Below are 19,727 nucleotides of genomic sequence, written 5' to 3' on the forward strand. Positions count from 1 at the left end.
CGTCACCGGGCGGCGGCGTCGAGGCCCATCGCGTAGGCGTTCGGGACGAGTGACCCGGTCGCGGCCAGCACCCGCCCGAGTACACGCGTGCGTATCGCGTGCGTCACGGGACTCACGGGGCGTCCGAGCCGCATGTTGACGGCGGCCAGCCGTCCGGCGGTGCGGGCCGAGCGCAGGCGGTCGCGTTCCCAGATGGCGAGGGCGGCGGCGGGCTCGGCCCCGCTGCGGATCCAGTCGGCGAGCAGCGGAGCCAGGGTCGCCGCGTCGAGGAGGCCGAGGTTCATCCCCTGTCCGCCGATCGGGCTGATCTCGTGCGCCGCGTCGCCGATGACCACGACCCGGCCGCGACGGAGCTGCGCCGCGAGCACGCGCCGCACGCGGAAGCCCGTCGCGTCGGTGATCGCGTCCGCGGCATCCGTCTCGCCGCGTTCGCGCATCGCCGCGCGCAGCCGGTGCAGTCGGGCTTCCGGCTCGTCGAAACCGCCGTCCTCCCGCGCGGGCGGGGCGTCCCAGGCGACGAACCGGCGACGGTCTCCGGGCAGGGGGAACGACTCGAGCACGCCGGATGCCGCGAGGTGCACGACCGCGACCTCCGCGTCGGTTCTACCGGGCACGTCCGCGTCGCTCATGAGATATCGGTCGGGGTAGCTCGTGCGGCGCAGGGCCTCCGGCCGGAACACCAGCTCACGCGCGCCGACGCCTCCCGCGATCACGACGAGTGGCGCCGAGAGCTCGCCGTGCCCCCGTGGGCCCGCCGTCTCGAGCCGCACCTCGGTGGGTCGCGGTGTCACGCGGGTGACCGAGGTGCCCCGCAGCGGAGGCGGTGCGCCGTGCGCGAGCGCACGCTCGGTGAGCGCCTGGGGGAGGGTCGCGACATACGGATGCCGAGCCGGCAGGCGGTCGAAGCGCACGACGCCGAGCAGCTCGCCGTCGCTGCGCGCCTCGCCCTGCGAGACGCGGACGGCGTCGGCGAGGATGCGGTCGGTCGCGCCGCCCGCCTCGAGCGCTGCGAGCACGGGGGCGTGGAGCCCGATCGCGCGGGATCCGTCGCCGCTGCGCTCACGTCTCTCGAGCACCGTGACGTCGACGCCCCGCCGTGTGAGCTCGGCGGCCAGCAGCATCCCCACCGGGCCGGCGCCGACGACGATGACGTCAGGCATGCCCTGCTCCCACGGCCAGCACGCGGAACGGTGCCGGCCGCACGACGTGCCATTCGCCGCGGTCGGCGAGCGTCATCCGCAGCTCGGGCGCGCGGTAGCTGCGGCGGATCGAGCGCAGTCCGTCTGTGCGCAGGAACGTCCCGCGCTGCAGTGGCGTGATGCCCGCGGCATAGAGCGCGTAGGCGGCCCGCCCGCGTTCGATGTCGGCGTGCAGCACGATGCCGCGCGACAGGGCGAGCGAGTCGCCGACGAAGGCGTCGAGCTCGCTCTCGCCGAGGTGATGCAGGACATGGTTCGAGATGACGGCGTCGAAACGTTCGCCGCTCGCGCGCAGGGTGGTCGAGTCGGTGCTGCGGAACTCGAGGTCGGGCCGGCCGCGCTCACGGGCGACGGCGAGAGCGCGCGGGTCGGGATCGATCCCGACCCAGCTGACGTCGAGGCCGTCCCGCTCGGCGAGCCGCGCCAGTCGGGCGGTGACGTCGCCGCCGCCCGAACCGATGTCGAGGACCCGCGAGGGACGATCGAGCCGCGCGAGGGCGGGCCGCAGGTGGCGCCGCCACACCGTTCCCCAACCGCTCACGGCGCGATTGACGACGTCGAAGCGGCGGAGCGTCTGCGCGAGGGCGACCGGGTCGCAGCCGGGGTCGTCCATCAGCTCCCGCAGGTCGACGTCGCGGTGCCTCAGGTCCACGATGCGACGGGTTCCGGCCGTGCGGCATCCCTCGCCACGGTCTCACCGGCAGCGGCGTCGGGCGCGGCGGCGACTCCCGCGGTGAGGAGGGCGGCCTCCATCGTGAGGCCCGGCCCGAAGGCGAGCGTCGCGATCGTCTGACCATCGCGCAGAGCATCGCCCGCGAGGAGCGAGCGGAGGATGAAGAGGATCGTCGCGCTCGACATGTTGCCGTAGTCCCGCAGCACCGCGCGCGATTGCGCGAGGGCATCGGGCGCCAGATCGAGCCCCGACTCGACGCGGTCGAGGACGGCACGGCCACCCGGGTGCACAGCCCAGACGTCGACGTGGGCATCGCCGACGACGTCGGCCACCGCGCCGCGGATCTCCCGTCCGATGATCCGCGGCACCTCGGCCGTGAGCACCATCTCGAAACCGGCGTCGCCGATCGTCCAGGTCATGTCGCGTTCGCCGTCGTCGGTCACGGCTGTCGCGAACCGGTCGAGATCGAGCCAGCGGTCAGCGCGTCGCGAGGGGTCGGCGCTGATGACGGCCGCCGCGGCGCCGTCGGCGAACAGCGACGCGGCGAGGATCTGGTCGGGATCGTCCGCGACGCGGAAGTGCAGCGTGCACAGCTCGGCGCACACGACGAGCACGACCGCGTCGGGCTGCGCGGCGCACATGCGGGCCGCCGCGCGCAGCGCCGGAACAGCGGCAGCGCAGCCGATGAACCCCAGGTGGTAGCGCTCGACGGATGTCGGCAGGCCGAGATCTCGGACGAGTCGGTAGTCGGGGCCGGGGGCGTACATCCCGGTGCACGACACGGTCACCACATGCGTGACGTCGGCCGGGTCGACCGATGCCGCCGACAGGGCCTCGCGGGCCGCGCGCGCCGACAGCTCGGGGGCGAGCGCGATGTAGGCGTCGTTGCGCGTTCGGGTCGAGGGTGACAGCAGGGCGCCGTCGCCGGAGATGACGGGGAGGGATGCCGGGTCGGCGGCATCCGCCTCTGCGGCATCCGCTCGCGCAGCATTCCCTCCCGCGGCCCGGGAGGCGAGGGCGTCGGCGAGGTCGGTCAGCACCGTGTGCCGCGTCTCGATCGCCGAGGCGTCGAACGCTGCGCCGACCAGGCGCTGCGACAGCCGCCCGATGCCGGGCTGCGCGGCGAAGAGGTCGCGCACGGAGTTCTGGTGGATCACGGCCGGCGGCACCGCGGTGCCGATCGACAGGATGCGGGCGGTCATGCTTGACGATAACCGGAGGACGCGCCCCGAGGCGCGGGGGTGTCGCACCTCACAGGCCTCGTCTATGGTGCGCGGCCGTCGAGAGGGGGTGTCGTCGCCATCCCGAACGACCGCGCCCCGCCGGCACGGGGCACGGCGGGGCGCTGAGGCGGGGCGGGCTCAGTCGTCGATGACGACGGACTCGGCCACCGGACGGCGCGTGCGGGGCGACAGCTCGCGCTCGCGGACCGCCGCGGGGGCGGCGTCGACGTCTCCGAGGTCTCCGACGGCCATGACGGTGACGGGAACGAAAGGTGACTCGATGCCGAGCTTGTCGGCGAGACTCGCGGCATCGAATCCGGTCATCTGGTGCGTGTAGAGACCATCGGCGTGGGCCTGGACGGTGAAGTGCGCAGCGGCCTGACCGAGGTCGTAGAGCGCGGTGGGTACGGGCTTGCCGTCGTTCTCGGTCTGCGCGATGAAGACGATGAGGGCGCCTGCCGGGCCGGCCCAGGCCTGGTTGAACTCGACGAGGGTCGACACGACCTTCTCGTGGGTCTCGGTGCCGCGGCGGGCCACGACGAAACGCCAGGGCTGCGCGTTGAAGGCAGAGGGTGCCCAGCGCGCCGCTTCGAGGGCGCTGGCGAGGGCGTCCTCATCGACGGGCGAGACATCGTCATACAGACGGGTGCTCCAGCGCGCGGCGAGGATGTCGAGGACGGGGGCGTCGGTCTCGGCGACGCGCTCTTCGATGAGGGACATGGGTTCTCCCGATGATTCAGTGGACTGGCGTCGGACTCCATCGTCCCGTCACGTGCGAACCACGGCGCGCTCGCCGACATTCCCCGTCACGAGAAACCTCTTGCGCGAGCCTCCGGGCGGGGTGAACCTGTCGGCATGAGCGCATTCACCCCGGACGGGGCCTTCAGCGGGTTCAGCGTCGACGACATCGACGCGGCCCGATCGTTCTACGCCGACACTCTCGGTCTCGATGTCGAGACCAATCCCATGGGGTTTCTCGAGATCCGGCTGGCCTCGGGCGGCGGCATCCTGGTCTACGACAAGCCCGGACACACGCCCGCGAGCTTCACGATCCTGAACTTCCCGGTCGACGACATCGACGCCGCCGTCGATGAGCTGCGTGAGCGCGGCGTCGACACGAAGATCTATCCCGACGAGGTGTTCCCCTCCGACGAGCGGGGTATCGTCCGGGGCGGGGGCGGCGGTCCCGACATCGCCTGGTTCCGCGACCCCGCCGGGAACGTCATCGCCGTCCTCCAGGCCTGAGACCGGAGGACGGCGATGCGACGGCGCGGCGGCGCCGCGCCGGTTCAGCGGCGCAGGGCCTCGCCGAGCTTGACGCGGGCACCCATCCGCAGCAGCGAGTTCTCGTAGATCTTCGCGCCGACGAGGATCGCGCCGACGCAGGTCACGAGGAGGATCACCAGTGACAGCAGGGGCTCCCACCACAGCGCGTCGCCCAAGAAGAGACGCATCGGCATGCCGACGGGTGCGGAGAACGGCACGTACGACATGATCCCGAGGATCAGCGGGTTGTTCCAGGCGAAGATCACGAGGAAGTACGGCGCCATGACCAGCAGGATGAGCGGCGTCGTGGTCGCCCCGATGTCCTCCTGACGAGAGACCATCGCGGCGGCGGCGGCGAAGAGAGCGGCGAGCAGGACGAAGCCGAACAGGAAGAACACCGCGAACCACGCGATGGGCGCCCCGATGCCGGTGAGCAACGCGGTCTGATCGGTCACGGTGAGACCGATCACGGCGACCGCGGCGAGGATCAGGATCTGCCCCATCGCCAGCACCGTGTTGCCGATCACCTTCCCCGCGAGCAGCGCCCGGACGGGCACGGCCGAGATCAGCAGCTCGACGACGCGCGTCTGCTTCTCCTCGACGACCGACTGGGCGATCGTCGCACCGAAGGTCTGCGCCGAGATGAAGAAGATCGCGCCGAAGCCGATCGCGACGATGTAGCCGAGGAACCCGGCGTCGCCGGACGGGTCGAGCAGCTCGACCTTCGGCAGCTGCGCGAGCGACAGCAGGATGTTGTTCGACACCGACGTGTCGCCGATGACGACGTAGCCGGTGGGGGCCGACGAGTCAGCGACGATCGCGGCGTCGACGTCGCCGTCGCGCACCGCGCTCTCGGCGGCCGCACGGTCGGCGACATCCTTCACGTCGAGCCCGGGGGCGTTCTGGACGTAGGAGGCGGCGTCGGGGGTCACGGCGACAGGGGAGCCGCTGTCGTTCGCCGCCGAGAAGCCACCCCAGATCACGAGAGCGAGCGCTCCGAGGAAGAGGATGGCGAACGAGATGACGAACGACTTGCTGCGGAGCTTCGAGCTGATCTCGCGCTCGGCGACCAGCCAGGTGCTCTGGGCGAATGAGGGGGATGCGGCGCTCACGGGGCGACCTCCTGGATGACTTCGGTGAAGATCTGGGCGAGGGACGGATGCCGCGGCGTGAAGCTCGCGACGTCGCCGTGCTCGACGGCACGGCGCAGCACGCGCTGCGCGGTCTCGTCGGCATCGACGTCGAACAGGGCGTAGCCGCCGTCGAACTCGACGACCTCGACACCCGGCTCGGTGCGGATCCAGCCGGCGTCTCCGGTCGAGACGAGCTCGTAGCGGTGGCCCTGGTGCTCGCGGCGCAGCCCGTCGCGCGTGCCGGCGGCGCGGATGGTGCCGCGGGCGATGATGACGAGGTCGTCGCAGAGGCGTTCGACCACGTCGAGCTGGTGCGACGAGAACAGCACACCGACGCCCTGCGCGGCGCGGGTCTGCAGGACATCGGCCACGACGTCGACGGCGAGGGGGTCGAGGCCCGAGAACGGCTCGTCGAGGATGAGCACCTCGGGATCGTGCACGAGGGCGGCGGCGATCTGCGCGCGCTGCTGGTTGCCGAGCGACAGCGTCTCGATGTTGTCGTTCAGGCGCTCGCCGAGTCCGAGCTCCTCGAGAAGGGCGCGAGCGCGCGTTGTGGCATCCGCCTTCGAGAAACCGTGCAGTCGTGCCAGGTAGACGATCTGCTCGAGCACCTTCATCTTGGGGTAGAGCCCGCGCTCCTCGGGCATGTACCCGAAGCGGCGGCGGTCGGCGGCGGTCACCGGTGATCCGTCGAGGGTCACCTCGCCGCGATCACGCGAGAGCACGCCGAGCATGATGCGCATCGTCGTGGTCTTGCCGGCTCCGTTGCCGCCGACGAAACCCGTCAGGCGCCCGTCGGGCACCCGGAAACCCACGTCGTCGAGCACGCGGTGCGTGCCGTAGTTCTTGGTGATGCCGCTCAGTTCGAGCATTCCGCCTCCTTAGCCGATGACTCCACGCTAGGGAGCGGCCGGGGGTGCGCGGATCCCCCGTACGGCGGATCGTGGCGGCACGGGCCCCGCCCGGCGGGGGAGCCGCGCGGGGCGACGGGGCGGGCGCCACCCTAGCGTGCTCGGTCAGCGGCGCAGGAAGGTGATGACCGGACGCCCCGTACGGGCGTCCGGGTGCACCTCGGCCGCTACGCCGTAGACGTCGGCGATGAGCTCGGCGGTCAGCACATCGGCGGGGGAGCCGGCCGCGACGACCCGACCCGAGCGCAGCACCATGACGGCGTCGCAGTACATCGCGGCGAGATTCAGGTCGTGGATCGCGACGATGCACGTCACCGGCAGGTCGCAGACGAGCTCGAGCAGCTCGAGCTGATGACGGATGTCGAGGTGATTGGTGGGCTCGTCGAGCAACAGCTCCCGCGGCTCCTGCGCCAGCGCGCGGGCGATCTGCGCACGCTGGCGCTCACCGCCCGAGAGGGTGTGCCACAGTCGGTCGGCCCGATCGGCGAGGCCGACGTGCTCGAGGGCGCGGGCGATCGCGGCGTCATCGGCCGCAGGGTCGCCCCCGAACGCGGTTCGGTGGGGGATGCGGCCGAGGCGGACGACTTCGCGCACGGTGATGTCGACCTCCGTATCGGCGTGCTGCGTCACGGCGGCCACGGCGCGCGCCACGTGACGCCGGCCGAGCGAGGCGAGGTCTTGATCGTCGAGGGTGACGAGACCGGCGTCGGGCCGGACCAGACCGTGCAGCAGCCGCAGGAGCGAAGACTTGCCCGAGCCGTTGGGTCCGAGCAGTCCGAGGGTCTTCCCCGGCTCGGGTCGCACGCTGACGCCGTCGACGACGAGGGTGCCCGAGCGCGTCCACGACAGGTCGCGTGCGGCGAGGGTCATGCGCGGTTCCTCCGGCGGGCGAGCAGGGCGATGAAGACGGGTACGCCCACGAGGGCCGTGCCGACGCCGACGGGCAGCGGAGTCGGCGAGAAGGCGACCCGTGAGCCGGCATCCACCCACACCATGAAGACCGCACCCGCGACGATCGTGGTGGGGATGAGGCGCCCGTGGCGCGACCCGACGAGCAGGCGCGCCATGTGCGGCAGGACGAGTCCGACGAAGCCGATCGCTCCGGCGACGCTCACCAGTGTGGCCGTGATCAGCGCCGTCGTGACGAGGAGGATGCCGCGCGTGCGCGCGATGTGGATGCCCAGGGAGGCCGCGACCTCGTCGCCGAAGACGAAGGCGTCGAGCGCCGAGGCGTAGCGCAGGCACAGCACCGAGCCGAGAGCCACGACGACGGCGCACAGCACGACGTCGTCCCAGCGGATGCCCTCGAGCGATCCGAGCAGCCAGAACATGACCCCGCGCGTCTCGTCGGCGTCGGCGAACGCGAAGATCACGAGCGAGGTGAGCGCGGAGAACAGCTGCGTGCTCGCGACACCGGCCAGGACGACACGGTCGTTGCCGCCCCCGGCGAGGCGTGAGAGCAGGAGGACGACCGCGAAGGCGACGAGCGCGCCGATGAACGCGCCCCCGGAGAGGCCGAGGGCAGCACCGCCGAGACCGAGCACGCCGATCGCGACGGCGCCGGTCGAGGCGCCCGAAGAGATGCCGAGGATGAACGGCTCGGCGAGAGGGTTCCGCAGGAGCGACTGCATGATGACGCCGCAGAGCCCGAGACCCGCGCCGCATGTCGCGGCGACGAGCGCGCGCGGCAGCCGCTCCTCCCAGACGATCGCGTCCTTCGCTGCCTTGACGGGGATGTCGGTCAGGCCGAGGTGGTTGGTGACGATGTCGCGGACGTTGACGAGCAGGATGTCGGCCGGGCCGAGGGTGATCGCGACGCCGACGGAGACGACGAGCAGCAGGATGCCGCCGACGAGAAGCGTCGCCGTGGCGAGGGGGCCGCGGGTGCGCGCGCTCAGAGCTCGTCCCGGTGCTCGTCCAGCCAGCGCCTGATCTTCTCGAGGCCGTCGACGAAGCGGATCGAGGGGTTCAGCTCGGCGCCGTGAAGTGCGATGTAGCGCTGACCGCGCACCGCGTCGATCGTCCGGGTCAGGGGATCGGATTCGAGGAACGCGATCTTGTCGTCGAGCCGGTCGCCGGGGAACCGGTCGCGCTGCAGGTCGCCGAGGACGAGCACCTGCGGATCGCGGTCGACGAGGTCCTCCCACGTCGTGGCGGGCCAGTCGTCGTCGAGGTCGTCGTAGACGTTGGTGAACCCGGTCGTCGAGGCGAGCAGCTCCGCCGATCCGAGCCCGCCCGCGACGTACGGGGTCTTCGTGTCGGCGAACCAGAAGGCCACGCTCGCTCCCGAGGCGTCGATGCCCGCGGTCGCCGCCTCCGCCCGCGACCGCAGATCGTCGACGAGCTTCTCGGCCCGATCGGACACATCGAAGATCCGACCCAGCTCGCTGATCTCCTGGTAGAGCGCGTCGACGGTGAGCGCGGTCGTGCGGGTGCCGCCTCCGTTGATGCTGACCCCGTTGTCGCAATCGGTCGGCGAGAGGTAGCTGCCGATCCCGGTCTCGTCGAACCGGTCGCGAGTCGCGACGCCGCCCTGGCTGAAGTGGCGTCCGAACGAGGCGGTGACGAAGTCGGGGTCGGCGCCGAGGACGACCTCGTAGGTCGGAGCGTTGTCGGCCAGGCGCGGCACCGTCTCATCGGCCTCGGCCAGCGACGGCAGGATCGGATCGGTCCACGAGGCTGTGCCCGCGATCCGGTCCTCGAGGCCGAGGGAGAGCAGTATCTCGGTCGAGTTCTGATCCAGAGAGACGACGCGCTGAGGTGCGGCGTCGACGGTGATGGTGCGACCGCAGTTCTCGATGGTCAGGGGGTAGGCCGTCTCACCGTTCCCGTCCGAGGCGGCCGCGCCGGCCGGGACGACCTCCGACGCGCCGCATCCCGCGAGGACGAGAGCGGCCAGCGGAACGGCGGCGAGGCAGGCGAGGAGACGATGACGCACGAGTGACTCTTTCGTTCGGGGGATCCGCCGGTTCGGGACACGGGGGACGGCAGAAGGATAGCCTCGCCTAACCAGCGACCGCCAATCGCCGTGTTGGCGGATCGGCCGCCCGGGCGCGAAGATGCGAGGATGCCCGCACCGATCGAGCGCTACGCCCTCCTCAGCAACTGCCGCAGCGCCGCCCTCGTCTCCGACACGGGCGATCTCGACTGGCTGTGTCTTCCCCGCTACGACTCGGGCTCGATCTTCGGGGCGCTGCTCGGCGACCATTCGCACGGATGCTGGAGCCTGCGGCCGCGTGACCCGGGCGCGACCGCGACGCGGCGATACGACGGCGACACGTTCGTCCTGGTGACCCGGTGGGAGTGCGCCGACGGCGTCGCAGAGGTCCACGAGTTCATGCCGATCCTCGACGGTGTCGATGCGGTCGTCCGCCGCGTCGTCGGCATCACCGGAGAGGTCGCCTTCGTCAGCGAGGTGCGGTTGCGGTTCGACTACGCGCGGGCCGTGCCCTGGGTGCGGCAGATCGGCGCCGCGAACACCTCCGACGCCCTGCCGATGGGTGTTCTGCTCGCCGTGGCCGGCCCCGATGCGGTCACGCTCCGCGGCCCCCGACTCGTCGCCGACGACACCATGCACCGCGGCGATTTCCGGGTCACAGCCGGGCGGACGATCGACTCGGTGCTTCGGTGGGAGCCGTCGTACCGCGACGTCCCCCAGCCGTTCGACGTCGACGACGCTCGGGACCGCACACACGCGTGGTGGACGACCTGGGCGCGGCGCATCCGCGACGGCGGCCGGTGGGGCGACCGCGTGCTGCGCTCCATGCTCGTGCTGCGGGCCCTCACCCACGCCGAGACGGGCGGCATCGTGGCCGCCGCGACGACCTCGCTGCCGGAGGACTTCGGCGGCTCGCGGAACTGGGACTACCGGTACGTGTGGTTGCGTGACGCCGCCCTCACCCTCGAGGCCTACATCTCGCACGGGTACCTCGAGGCAGCCGCGCGCTGGCGCGACTGGCTGCTGCGGGCGGTGGCGGGCGATCCCGCCGACGTGCAGATCATGTACGGCATCGCCGGGGAGCGCGACCTGCCCGAGCGTGAGCTGGAGAGCCTGCCCGGCTACGCGGGATCCGCGCCGGTGCGCGTCGGCAACGGTGCGGTCGACCAGTACCAGGCCGACGTCATCGGCGAGGTGATGGTCGCCCTCGAAGCCGCGCGCCTCGCTGGTGTCACCGAGACCTCGTTCTCGTGGGCGCTGCAACGGGCGCTGCTCGATCAGGTCGTCGCCTGGCTCGATCGCCCCGACCACGGCATCTGGGAGATCCGCGGCGAGCCGCAGATGTTCACCCATTCGCGCGCGATGATCTGGGCAGCCCTCGACCGCGGCGTGCGCGCCGTGGAGGAGCACGGGCTCGCCGGCGACCCCGCCACGTGGCGCACCCTGCGCGACCGCGTGCGCGCCGAGATCGACGAGCGGGGCGTGGATGCCGCCGGCGGTCACTTCACGCAGCACTTCCGCACCGACGAGGTCGACGCCTCGCTGCTGCTGCTCCCGGCGGTCGGATTCTGCGCTCCCGACGATCCGCGCATGCTCGCGACCGTCGCACGCATCGAGAGCACCCTGCTGCGCGAGGGTCTGGTGATGCGCTACCGCACCGAAGCCGGAGTCGACGGCCTCGCCGGAACCGAGCACCCCTTCCTCGCCTGCTCGTTCTGGCTCGTCGAGCAGTACGCCGCGACCGGCCGCACCGACGACGCGACGCGGCTCATGGACCGGCTGTGCGGGCTCGCGAACGACGTCGGGCTGCTTTCCGAGGAGTACGACGTCACGGTCGGGCGGCAGGCGGGCAACACGCCTCAGGCGCTTTCGCACCTCGCGCTCGTCGGTGCAGCCGATGCGCTGGCGGGCCACGGCGGCCGCGCCGCGCACCGCCGCTGACCCGAACCGGGCCGCCGACGGACGGCGCGAGATCGTTCATCGTGCGGATATGCGCGGGGCCTATGATGCCCGGGTGACGTCTCTCCCGGCATCCCCCCGCCTGACCCGTCGCCAGCGGCTGGCGGCCTTCGGACGGACCCGTCGAGGTCTCGTCACCGGTTTCGTGGCCTTCCACGCGGCTTACATCCTGGCCCTCCTGCCGCTCATCATCGCCGGCGGCACCGAAGGCGATCTGCCGCTGTATCGGCAGTGGGCGCAGGATGCCGTGCAGGGCACGTGGCCCATCATCGATTTCGAATGGGTGTACCCGGCCGGCGCGCTGCTGCCGATCGTCGCCCCCATCGCACTCGGCCCCTACCTGTATCAGCTCCTTTGGCTGCTCATGCTCGCGGGGGCCAACTGGCTTGCGCTCGCCGCGATCGCCGGCGGCCGGCTGCAACGGCGCTCCGCGTACCCGGCTGCGTGGTACTGGCTGCTCAGCATCCTGCTCCTGGCGCCCGTGTCGATGCTGCGCCTGGAGGGGGTCGCCGCGCCCCTCGCCATCGCCGGTCTGGTCTGGGTGGCGCGACGTCCCGTCGTCGCCGGAGCGCTCATCGCGTTGGCGACCTGGATCAAGGTCTGGCCCGCCGCCATCGCCGCGGCCGTCGTCGCGGTGTGCCGAAGCCGCTGGTGGGTCGCTCTGGGCGGCATCGCGGCGAGCGCCGTCATCATGATCGCTGTCGTCCTCGCCGGGGGAGCCTCGAACCTCTTCAGCTTCCTGACCATCCAGGGAACCCGCGCGCCGCAGCTCGAAGCGCCCGTCGCGACCCCCTGGGTGTGGGCGACGATCTGGGAGATGCCCGGCGCACGCATCCAGCAGAACTACGAGCTCGCGACCCGTGAGGTGATCGGACACGGGGCGATGGCCGCCGGTGAGGTCGTCGGGTGGCTGATGATCGCGGCGTTCGCCGCCATCGCCCTGCTGCTGGTGCGTGCCCGGATGACGTGGGTGGCCGGCGCGCAGCGCGCCGAGCTCGCGGAGGGGCGCCTCGTGGTGCTGGGGGCTTTCGCCCTCACGGCTGCGTTGATCGTCTTCAACAAGGTCGGCTCACCGCAGTACATGCTGTGGCTCGCTCCGATCGTCGTCGTCGGCCTGCTCGTCGACCCCGATCGGTGGCGGACGCCGGCGAAGTGGATGGCGGTGACGAGCTTCCTGACGACCCTCGTCTTCCCGATCTTCTACATGCCGCTCGTCCACGCAGATCCGTTCGCGGCGAGTCTGCTCCTCGCCCGCAACGTGCTTCTGGTCGCCCTGTTCGTCTGGAGCATCCAGGCGCTCTGGCGTGTCGCGGTGCCACGCGCCGCGCGGAACATCTCGGTTCCGCTGCCGCGCCCCTCGCTCTCGCCCGTGTCCGACCCCGCCTGACGCGGCGGTCAGGCCCAGCCGTTGCGGTGCGCGAGGACCACGGCCGCCACCCGATCGCGTGCGCCGAGCTTGATGAGGATGTTCGACACGTGCGTCTTCACCGTCGCGTCGCCGATGAACAGCTCGCGGGCGATCTCGGCGTTGCTGAGCGCCCGCGCGAGGAGCCGCAGCACCTCGGCCTCGCGCTCGGTCAGGCCGTGGTCGGCGGGAGACGGCGGTGCGGCGGGCGCCTCGCGAACCGTGGACGTCGGGTCGGTCGGGCCGCCTGCGAAGCGCTCGATGACCCGGCGCGTGACTTCCGGAGCGAGGAGGGCATCGCCGGCGGCGGCCACCCGCACGGCTGCGGTGAGCTCTTCGGGCCCGGCGTTCTTCAGCAGGAACCCGCTGGCGCCGGCCTGCAGCGCCTGGAACAGGTAGTCGTCGCGGTCGAAGGTGGTCACGACGACGACCGCGCTGGAGTTGCGAGGGTCGGCGACGATGCGACGGGTCGCCTCGAGCCCGTCGAGGATCGGCATCTGGACGTCCATGAAGACGACGTCGGGCTGCAGGCGGGCGACCGTCTCGACCGCCTCGGCGCCGTCGCCCGCCTCGCCGACGACGGCGATGTCGCCGCTCGCTTCGAGGATCATGCGGAAGCCGGCCCGCATGACGGCATGGTCGTCGACGAGCACCACGGAGGTTGACTTGGCGCTGTCGTTCACGCGAGAACCCCCTCGACGCTCGGCTCCGGCGACCGTGCACCGACGGGAACCCGCGCTCGGACGAGGAACCCGCCGCGCGGCCGCGGCGCCGCCTCGAGCCAGCCGCCGGATGCGGCTGCGCGCTCGCGCATGCCCACGAGTCCGAGCCCCGGAGTCGCTCCGAACCGCACGCGGCCGTCGTTGGCGACCTCGAGCTCGATCTCGTCGCCGTCGAATCGCAGGCGGACATCGGCGCGAGCCTCCGGCCCCCCGTGGCGGCGGGCGTTCGTGAGCGCCTCCTGCGCGATGCGGTACAGGTTCACCTGAGCGACCTCGGATGCCGCGACGGGCTCTCCCACGACGCTGAACGTGGTCGGCATCCCGTTCTCCTCCGAGTACCGCACGAGCTCGGCGATCGCATCGAGGCGCAGCGTGGAGTCGTGCGGGGAAACGGCATCCGGGGTCCGCAGCGTCTCGAGCAGCTGACGCAGCTCGGTCAATGACGCCCGGGCCGACTCCTCGACGACGGTCAGCGCGCGTCGCGCCGCGTCGGGGTCGCGGTCGAGCACGGTGCGGGCGGCCCCGGCCTGGACCCCCATTGCCGAGACATGGTGCGCGACGACATCGTGCAGCTCGCGCGCGATGCGGACGCGGTCGAGCGCGACCGCCTGAGCCGCGGTGATCTCACGCTCCCGCTCGAGTTCGCGCGTGCGCTGTTCGAGCTCCTCGCGGCTGAGCGCCTCGGCGTAGGCCCGCTCGCCGAAGGCGAAGGCGCCCGCGAAGAACACGACGTTGAACAGGAACTGCAGCATCATCATCGCCGCGACGGGGGAGAAGAGCGAGAACTCCGCGGCGCTGTCGCTGCCCTGCTCGCTCGCCGCCTGGAACATCGCCGCCAGCAGCCAGAAGAACATGCCGATGATCACCACGACGCGCACGATCATGGCTCGCCGGCGGTCCACGACCCACGCGCCGACCGAGTACATCGCGATGAAGAGCGCGATACTGCCCACGTACATCTCGGGGATGTGCACCGACATGCCGACGAAGTAGACGATCGCGACCACGATCAGTGCGACTTCGGGCAGACGGCGGCGCAGCGCGAGCGGAACCGTGAGTGCGGCGCAGTAGACCAGGCCCCAGCCGAGGTGCGGCGAATCGTCGCCCCATACCCGCGCGACACTGCCGAGCCAGGTGCTGAGGATCGCGCTCACGAGCAGCGCAGCGGCGAGCCAGAGGTCGTTTCGCAGCTGCTCGGGAGTCGGAGCGAGACGCTCGTCGGGAACGGAGGTGGCCACGGACATGCCTTCCACGCTACGGCCCGCCCGGGATCCGTAGCATCCCCCGAGCGGGGGAGCCGGTCAGAAGATCATCGGGCGGTCGTCATCGTCGTCGCCGTCGTGGTCGAGGTCGACCACGACAGGCACGTGATCGCTCGGCGCCTCGCCCTTGCGCTGATCGCGGTGGATCGCCGCACCCGTGACGGCGTCGGCGAAAGCCGGCGAGCCGAGGATGAAGTCGATGCGCAGCCCCTCGTTGCGGGGGAATCGCAGCTGCTTGTAGTCCCAGTAGGTGAATCCGGTGGGAACCAGCGGGCGGACCGTGTCGGCGAGCCCGGCGTCGAGCAGAGCCTGGAACGCTGCGCGCTCGGCCGGAGAAACGTGGGTCGTGACGCCCTCGACGAGGGTCGGGTCGCCGACATCCTCGGGCGTCGGGCAGATGTTGAAGTCGCCGGTGAGGGCCAGGGGCAGACCCGGCGAGGCGGCGAGCGTGTCGCGGGTGTACTGCTCGAGCGCTTGCAGCCAGTGGAGCTTGTAGACGTAGTGCGGGTCGTCGAGCGACCGGCCGTTCGGGACGTACAGGCTCCAGACGCGGACGCCGCCGACCGTCGCGGCGATGGCCCGCGCCTCCAGCGGCGCGTCGGGGCCTTCGTGGCCCTTCAGGAAGCCCGGCATGCCGGGGAACCCGATCTGCACGTCGGTCATCGGCTCACGGCTGGCGATCGCGACACCGTTCCACTGGTTCAGGCCGTGGAGCTCGACGTGATAGCCGGCCGCCTCGAACTGCTCCATCGGGAACTGCTCGGGCTTGCACTTGATCTCCTGCATCGCCAGGACGTCGATGTCTTCGTTCACGGCGAAGCCGACGATGCGGTCGACGCGAGCGCGGATCGAGTTCACGTTCCAGGTGGCAAGACGCATGCCTCCAGCCTATTCGGCACCCCGGACCTCACTCGCCCGGTGCCCTGTGCCCTGTCCCCTGTGCCCTGTGCCCTGTGCCGCGATGCAAGGGATCGTGCCGACACCCCGGCGGGGAGGCTCTCGCCGCGGCGCGTCCCGCACGATCCCTTGCATCCCGGCATCCCGGCATCCCGGCATCCGGCATCCGGCATCCGGCATCCGGGGGATACCGTCGGGGCATGGCTACACGACTGCTGCTCATCGCCGACACGCACGTCCCCGGACGGGCGCGGATGCTGCCGGATGCGGTGCTCGCGGCGGCCGACGCAGCCGACCTGATCGTGCACGCGGGCGATTGGGTCGCGGCATCCGTGCTCGACGAGCTCGAACGGCACGGCGAGGTGCTCGGCGTGTGGGGCAACAACGACGGCGCCGACCTGCGTTCCCGGCTGCCCGAGGTGGCTCGGCGCACGATCGAAGGGGTGCGGTTCGCGGTCGTGCACGAGACCGGCGCCGCCACGGGTCGCGAGCGACGGATGGATGCCGCCTACCCCGATGACGACGTGCTCGTCTTCGGTCACAGCCACATCCCGTGGGACACGACGACCCCGCGCGGACTCCGGCTGCTCAACCCGGGCTCACCGACCGACCGGCGCCGCCAGCCGCACAAGACCTTGATCACGCTCACGGTCGACGCGGGCGAGCTGCGCGACGTCGACCTCGTCGTGGTCTGAGCTGCGGGGGTGAGGCCGCTCCGCTCGTAGAATCGGGGGCATGACCGTCGCAGGCACGCCCGAGCTCGAAGCCGACCGCCAGGACCTCATCCGGCTGATCAAGGACGAGGCGGTGTTCCACGGCGACTTCACCCTCTCGAGCGGCAAGAAGGCGACGTACTACGTCGACATGCGCCGGTTGACGCTCGACCACCGTGCTGCGCCTGCGATCGGCCGCATCATGCTCGACCTCATCTCCGACATCGACGGCGTCGTCGCCGTCGGCGGGCTCACGCTCGGCGCTGATCCGATCGCGAACGCCGTGATGCACGAGTCGGTTCGCGCGGGGAATCCCCTCGATGCGTTCGTCGTGCGCAAGGAGCCGAAGGACCACGGTCGCGGCCGCCAGATCGAGGGGGCGGATGTCGCGGGCAAGCGCGTCGTCGTCGTCGAAGACACCTCGACCACCGGACAGTCCGCGCTCAAGGCCGTCGAGGCCCTGCGGCGCGAGGGCGCCGAGCCCGTCGCGGTGGCCGTCATCGTCGACCGCAAGACCGGCGCGCAGGCTGCGGTCGAGGCAGCAGGCCTGCAGTGGCTCGCCGCGATCGACCTCGACGACCTGGGTCTCGCGCCGCAGTAGCCGGCTCCGCCGCGCTTCGCGCGACGCTTCGCGTGCTCCGCAGTGCTCGTGTTGGCAGCATCCGCCCCTTTGCGTGCTCGTGTTGGCAGCATCCGCCCCTTCCGACCGGGTGATGGGGCGTGCGCTGCCAAGCGAACCAGCGTGCCGCCCGGGCGACGGGGCGGGAGCTGCCAAGCGAACCGGTGCGCGAACCAGCGCGCTGAGGAATAGCGCGCGGGGTCGGGGCGGTTGCGGTCAGGTATGAGCCTGTACGAGCCCGCCGTCTTCGGTGCCCTGAACCTCTCGAACCGCGTCGTGATGGCGCCGCTGACCCGCACCCGCGCGGGCGAGGACGGCGTCCCCACCGACGTCATGGTCGAGTACTACCGCCAGCGTGCGGGGCAGGGCCTCATCATCACGGAGGGCACCTGGCCCGTCGTCGAAGGCAAGTCGTACCCCGGCCAGCCTGGCATTCAGACCGACGAGCAGATCGCGGGCTGGCGGCGCATCGCCGAGGCCGTGCATGAGGCCGGCGGGACGATCGTCATGCAGCTGATGCACGGCGGCCGCGTGTCGCACCCCGACATCACCGGCGCCGACCGGGTGGTGGGCCCGAGCGCACTGGCGGCCCCCGGGCAGACCCGCACGCCGAAGGGCAAGGCCGACATGCCGATCGCGCACGCTCTGACCGAGGCGGAGATCCCCGAGGTCGTCGAGCAGTTCGCGCAGGCGGCGCGCAATGCCCGCGCGGCCGGGCTCGACGGTGTCGAGGTGCACGGCGCGAACGGATACCTCGTGCACGAGTTCCTCTCGCCCGTCTCGAACGTGCGCGAAGACCGCTACGGCGGGTCGCCCGAGAACCGTGCGCGCTTCGCGATCGAGGTCACGCGGGCCGTGGCCGCCGCCGCGGGAGCGGACCGCACCGGCATCCGGCTGTCGCCGCAGCACAACATCCAGGGCGTGCTCGAGCACGACGACGCCGATGCCCACGCGACCTACGCCGCTGTCGCCGAGGGGCTCGCCCCGCTCGGACTCGCGTTCGTCGATGTGCTGAGCGCCGACCCGATGGGCGAGCTCGTGCAGCACCTCCGCCGCACGGCCGGAGCCCCCTTCATCCTCAACTCCGGCTTCGGGTCGCCGACGACCCGCGAAGAGGCCGAGACGCTCGTGACGGCCGACTGGGCGGATGCCGTCGCCGTCGGCCGCCCCGTCATCGCCAACCCCGACCTCGCGGCACGGTGGGAGCAGCGGGCCGACCTCAACGAGGCGCGTCCCGAGCTGTTCTACGGGTCGACCGCTGAGGGCTACATCGACTACCCGTTCCTCGACGAGGTGCGCGCCGGCGCGGTCTGAGCGGCCGCAGGCTCGTCCTGCCCGTCCCGTGCGCAGGCTCAGCAGCGAGGCCTGCGGGCCCGGGAGTTTCCGGATGCCGCTGAGCCTGTGCGCGGAACGGGAAGGCCGGGCCTCGGGTCAGATGTGGGTGCCGATGTCGGTGCGGCGCGCGGCCGGCCGGCGGCCGGGCTCCACGCCGCACGGGCGGTCGTCTCTGTTCCGTCCACAGGATGAAGGGGACGTCGCGCGCTCCGAGACCGCATCCGATGGCTGTGAGCCTGTTGGCGGCACGCCTATCGGCACGGCACGCCTATCGGCACGCCGAGCCCGACGCGGGTTGCGGCCCGATGGCAGACGAGAGCGGGTACCCGCGACCGCGGTCCTCGACCGAACCGCCCCGGGCTCAGCCCCGGAAGACGGGCAGCTGCGAGGCGAGGCCCAGCAGCAGGCCGAAGAACGTCAGCAGGATGATGCCGCGCCGGGTCGACCCGCGGTTGGTGCCGTCGGTGCCGATCCGCTGGTTGCGCACGAAGATGACGAGCGCGATGAGCAGCACCGCGAGGCCGGTGAGCGCCAGGACGATCGACATCAGTCGTCGTCCCCGCCGCGTCTCCGCACGAGCTGCACGATGACGACCACGAGGGTGGTCGTCAGCATGAGTGCGACGCTGATCAGCAGCAGGTTCTGCTCGAACTCGTTCACAGGATGCCCGGGTCCTCGGTCTCGTACGGCTCCGCGTCGAGCAGGTCGGCGACGGAGTCGAGGATCTCGTCGGGACGGAACGGGTAGCGCTCGATCTCGGCGTCGTCCGAGATCCCGGTGCGCACGAGCACGGTGTGCAAGCCCGCCTCGATGCCCGCGACGACGTCGGTGTCCATGCGGTCGCCGATCATGCCGGTGTTCTCGGAGTGCGCTCCGATGCGGTTCATCGCCGAGCGGAACATCATCGGATTCGGCTTGCCGACGACGTACGGGCTCTTGCCCGTCGCATGCGAGATGAGGGCCGCGAACGATCCGGTCGCCGGGACGACGCCCTCGGGCGTCGGGCCCGTGGCATCCGGGTTGGTGATGATGAACCGCGCTCCGGCGTTGATGAACCGGATCGCCTTCGTGATGGCGTCGAACGAGTAGTTGCGGGTCTCGCCCACGACGACGTAGTCGGGGTCGGTCTCGGTCATGATGTATCCGGCCTCGTGCAGGGCGGTGGTGAGCCCCGCCTCGCCGATCACGAACGCCGAGCCGCCCGGATGCTGCGAGCGCAGGAAGTCGGCCGTCGCGAGCGCCGACGTCCAGATGCGGTCTTCCGGAACCTCGAGCCCCGACCGCGCGAGACGCGCGCTGAGGTCGCGGGGGGTGAAGAAGGGGTTGTTGGTCAGCACGAGGAACGGCGTGCCCGTCTCGCGCCACTGCGCGAGCAGCTCCGCCGCCCCCGGGATGGGGTGGTTCTCGTGGACGAGAACGCCGTCCATGTCCGTGAGCCAGCACTCGATATCGGCGCGTGTCCGCATGGTCCC

The 19,727-nt window shown here is 71.5% G+C and carries 20 protein-coding genes; 6 read left to right on the forward strand and 14 right to left on the reverse strand.

What is annotated here, in order from left to right; genetic code table 11:
- Positions 1-2 precede the first annotated feature (2 nt).
- From QUC20_RS01705 to QUC20_RS01720, 4 genes are all read right to left on the reverse strand, one after another.
- A complete protein-coding gene (locus QUC20_RS01705; protein WP_289330745.1) occupies positions 3-1,160 on the reverse strand; it encodes an FAD-dependent oxidoreductase in 1,158 nt (385 codons plus the stop codon).
- Complete coding sequence (locus QUC20_RS01710) at positions 1,153-1,851, reverse strand: methyltransferase domain-containing protein (RefSeq protein WP_289330746.1); 699 nt, start codon at positions 1,849-1,851, stop codon at positions 1,153-1,155. Before QUC20_RS01710 ends, QUC20_RS01705 begins: the two co-directional genes overlap by 8 nt.
- On the reverse strand, positions 1,842-3,074 hold the full coding sequence (locus tag QUC20_RS01715; RefSeq protein ID WP_289330747.1) for a type III polyketide synthase: 1,233 nt from the start codon (positions 3,072-3,074) through the stop codon (positions 1,842-1,844). Before QUC20_RS01715 ends, QUC20_RS01710 begins: the two co-directional genes overlap by 10 nt.
- Positions 3,075-3,233: 159 nt before the next feature.
- Positions 3,234-3,815 (reverse strand): nitroreductase family protein, encoded by a 582-nt coding sequence (locus QUC20_RS01720; protein ID WP_289330748.1) that lies wholly within the window; start codon positions 3,813-3,815, stop codon positions 3,234-3,236.
- A 135-nt stretch (positions 3,816-3,950) separates the two neighbouring features.
- On the opposite strand from QUC20_RS01720, the gene QUC20_RS01725 reads away from it, so the two are divergent.
- Positions 3,951-4,340: a VOC family protein gene (locus QUC20_RS01725; protein WP_120263642.1), complete on the forward strand. Its 390-nt coding sequence runs from the start codon at positions 3,951-3,953 to the stop codon at positions 4,338-4,340.
- 44 nt (positions 4,341-4,384) lie between these two features.
- On the opposite strand, the gene QUC20_RS01730 is transcribed toward QUC20_RS01725, so the two are convergent.
- From QUC20_RS01730 to QUC20_RS01750, 5 genes are all read right to left on the reverse strand, one after another.
- A complete protein-coding gene (locus QUC20_RS01730) occupies positions 4,385-5,473 on the reverse strand; it encodes an ABC transporter permease (protein ID WP_289330749.1) in 1,089 nt (362 codons plus the stop codon).
- Positions 5,470-6,366, reverse strand: a complete 897-nt coding sequence (locus QUC20_RS01735) for an ABC transporter ATP-binding protein (protein ID WP_120263640.1) — start codon at positions 6,364-6,366, stop codon at positions 5,470-5,472. The genes QUC20_RS01730 and QUC20_RS01735 overlap by 4 nt, the downstream gene beginning before the upstream one ends.
- Positions 6,367-6,510: 144 nt before the next feature.
- Positions 6,511-7,275 (reverse strand): ABC transporter ATP-binding protein, encoded by a 765-nt coding sequence (locus QUC20_RS01740; RefSeq protein WP_289330750.1) that lies wholly within the window; start codon positions 7,273-7,275, stop codon positions 6,511-6,513.
- Positions 7,272-8,330 (reverse strand): FecCD family ABC transporter permease, encoded by a 1,059-nt coding sequence (locus tag QUC20_RS01745; protein ID WP_289331548.1) that lies wholly within the window; start codon positions 8,328-8,330, stop codon positions 7,272-7,274. The genes QUC20_RS01740 and QUC20_RS01745 overlap by 4 nt, the downstream gene beginning before the upstream one ends.
- Entirely contained in the window at positions 8,300-9,343 is a 1,044-nt protein-coding gene (locus tag QUC20_RS01750; protein ID WP_220700904.1) for an ABC transporter substrate-binding protein, read from the reverse strand. Before QUC20_RS01750 ends, QUC20_RS01745 begins: the two co-directional genes overlap by 31 nt.
- Positions 9,344-9,472: 129 nt before the next feature.
- Between QUC20_RS01750 and QUC20_RS01755 the strand changes: the two genes are divergently transcribed.
- Positions 9,473-11,284 carry a glycoside hydrolase family 15 protein gene (locus tag QUC20_RS01755; RefSeq protein ID WP_289330751.1) on the forward strand — a complete coding sequence of 604 codons (1,812 nt, stop codon included), beginning with the start codon at positions 9,473-9,475 and terminating at the stop codon, positions 11,282-11,284.
- Between the two features lie 73 nt (positions 11,285-11,357).
- Positions 11,358-12,689 carry a hypothetical protein gene (locus tag QUC20_RS01760; RefSeq protein ID WP_289330752.1) on the forward strand — a complete coding sequence of 444 codons (1,332 nt, stop codon included), beginning with the start codon at positions 11,358-11,360 and terminating at the stop codon, positions 12,687-12,689.
- An 8-nt stretch (positions 12,690-12,697) separates the two neighbouring features.
- On the opposite strand, the gene QUC20_RS01765 is transcribed toward QUC20_RS01760, so the two are convergent.
- From QUC20_RS01765 to QUC20_RS01775, 3 genes are read right to left on the reverse strand one after another with little or no spacing between them, the layout of a single operon-like run.
- Entirely contained in the window at positions 12,698-13,336 is a 639-nt protein-coding gene (locus QUC20_RS01765) for a response regulator (protein WP_120264432.1), read from the reverse strand.
- Between the two features lie 50 nt (positions 13,337-13,386).
- Positions 13,387-14,673: a sensor histidine kinase gene (locus QUC20_RS01770; RefSeq protein ID WP_120263637.1), complete on the reverse strand. Its 1,287-nt coding sequence runs from the start codon at positions 14,671-14,673 to the stop codon at positions 13,387-13,389.
- A gap of 57 nt (positions 14,674-14,730) precedes the next feature.
- A complete protein-coding gene (locus QUC20_RS01775) occupies positions 14,731-15,570 on the reverse strand; it encodes an exodeoxyribonuclease III (RefSeq protein ID WP_289330753.1) in 840 nt (279 codons plus the stop codon).
- A gap of 218 nt (positions 15,571-15,788) precedes the next feature.
- On the opposite strand from QUC20_RS01775, the gene QUC20_RS01780 reads away from it, so the two are divergent.
- The 3 genes from QUC20_RS01780 (at position 15,789) to QUC20_RS01790 (ending at position 18,234) form a co-directional block, all read left to right on the forward strand.
- A complete protein-coding gene (locus tag QUC20_RS01780) occupies positions 15,789-16,283 on the forward strand; it encodes a metallophosphoesterase family protein (RefSeq protein WP_120263635.1) in 495 nt (164 codons plus the stop codon).
- 40 nt (positions 16,284-16,323) lie between these two features.
- Positions 16,324-16,902, forward strand: coding sequence for an orotate phosphoribosyltransferase (pyrE, locus tag QUC20_RS01785; RefSeq protein WP_120263634.1), 579 nt, complete (start codon positions 16,324-16,326; stop codon positions 16,900-16,902).
- Between the two features lie 240 nt (positions 16,903-17,142).
- Positions 17,143-18,234 (forward strand): alkene reductase, encoded by a 1,092-nt coding sequence (locus tag QUC20_RS01790; protein WP_289330754.1) that lies wholly within the window; start codon positions 17,143-17,145, stop codon positions 18,232-18,234.
- A gap of 382 nt (positions 18,235-18,616) precedes the next feature.
- On the opposite strand, the gene QUC20_RS01795 is transcribed toward QUC20_RS01790, so the two are convergent.
- Both QUC20_RS01795 and QUC20_RS01800 read right to left on the reverse strand, forming a co-directional pair.
- Positions 18,617-18,802, reverse strand: coding sequence for a hypothetical protein (locus QUC20_RS01795; RefSeq protein ID WP_259455269.1), 186 nt, complete (start codon positions 18,800-18,802; stop codon positions 18,617-18,619).
- Between the two features lie 109 nt (positions 18,803-18,911).
- Entirely contained in the window at positions 18,912-19,721 is an 810-nt protein-coding gene (locus QUC20_RS01800; RefSeq protein WP_120263630.1) for an HAD-IIA family hydrolase, read from the reverse strand.
- Between the last annotated feature and the right edge of the window lie 6 nt (positions 19,722-19,727).

This window comes from Microbacterium arborescens, from assembly GCF_030369635.1.
GTDB lineage: Bacteria > Actinomycetota > Actinomycetes > Actinomycetales > Microbacteriaceae > Microbacterium.

What these genes read in the sequence shown, in the direction of transcription:
- QUC20_RS01790 (WP_289330754.1), top strand. Translation starts at nt 17,143, where the DNA reads ATGAGCCTGTACGAGCCCGCCGTCTTCGGTGCCCTGAACCTCTCGAAC.
- QUC20_RS01795 (WP_259455269.1), bottom strand. Translation starts at nt 18,802, where the DNA reads ATGTCGATCGTCCTGGCGCTCACCGGCCTCGCGGTGCTGCTCATCGCG.
- QUC20_RS01705 (WP_289330745.1), bottom strand. Translation starts at nt 1,160, where the DNA reads ATGCCTGACGTCATCGTCGTCGGCGCCGGCCCGGTGGGGATGCTGCTG.
- QUC20_RS01740 (WP_289330750.1), bottom strand. Translation starts at nt 7,275, where the DNA reads ATGACCCTCGCCGCACGCGACCTGTCGTGGACGCGCTCGGGCACCCTC.
- QUC20_RS01765 (WP_120264432.1), bottom strand. Translation starts at nt 13,336, where the DNA reads ATGCGGGCCGGCTTCCGCATGATCCTCGAAGCGAGCGGCGACATCGCC.
- QUC20_RS01715 (WP_289330747.1), bottom strand. Translation starts at nt 3,074, where the DNA reads ATGACCGCCCGCATCCTGTCGATCGGCACCGCGGTGCCGCCGGCCGTG.
- QUC20_RS01755 (WP_289330751.1), top strand. Translation starts at nt 9,473, where the DNA reads ATGCCCGCACCGATCGAGCGCTACGCCCTCCTCAGCAACTGCCGCAGC.
- QUC20_RS01770 (WP_120263637.1), bottom strand. Translation starts at nt 14,673, where the DNA reads ATGTCCGTGGCCACCTCCGTTCCCGACGAGCGTCTCGCTCCGACTCCC.
- pyrE (WP_120263634.1), top strand. Translation starts at nt 16,324, where the DNA reads ATGACCGTCGCAGGCACGCCCGAGCTCGAAGCCGACCGCCAGGACCTC.
- QUC20_RS01720 (WP_289330748.1), bottom strand. Translation starts at nt 3,815, where the DNA reads ATGTCCCTCATCGAAGAGCGCGTCGCCGAGACCGACGCCCCCGTCCTC.
- QUC20_RS01725 (WP_120263642.1), top strand. Translation starts at nt 3,951, where the DNA reads ATGAGCGCATTCACCCCGGACGGGGCCTTCAGCGGGTTCAGCGTCGAC.
- QUC20_RS01775 (WP_289330753.1), bottom strand. Translation starts at nt 15,570, where the DNA reads ATGCGTCTTGCCACCTGGAACGTGAACTCGATCCGCGCTCGCGTCGAC.
- QUC20_RS01800 (WP_120263630.1), bottom strand. Translation starts at nt 19,721, where the DNA reads ATGCGGACACGCGCCGATATCGAGTGCTGGCTCACGGACATGGACGGC.
- QUC20_RS01735 (WP_120263640.1), bottom strand. Translation starts at nt 6,366, where the DNA reads ATGCTCGAACTGAGCGGCATCACCAAGAACTACGGCACGCACCGCGTG.
- QUC20_RS01780 (WP_120263635.1), top strand. Translation starts at nt 15,789, where the DNA reads ATGGCTACACGACTGCTGCTCATCGCCGACACGCACGTCCCCGGACGG.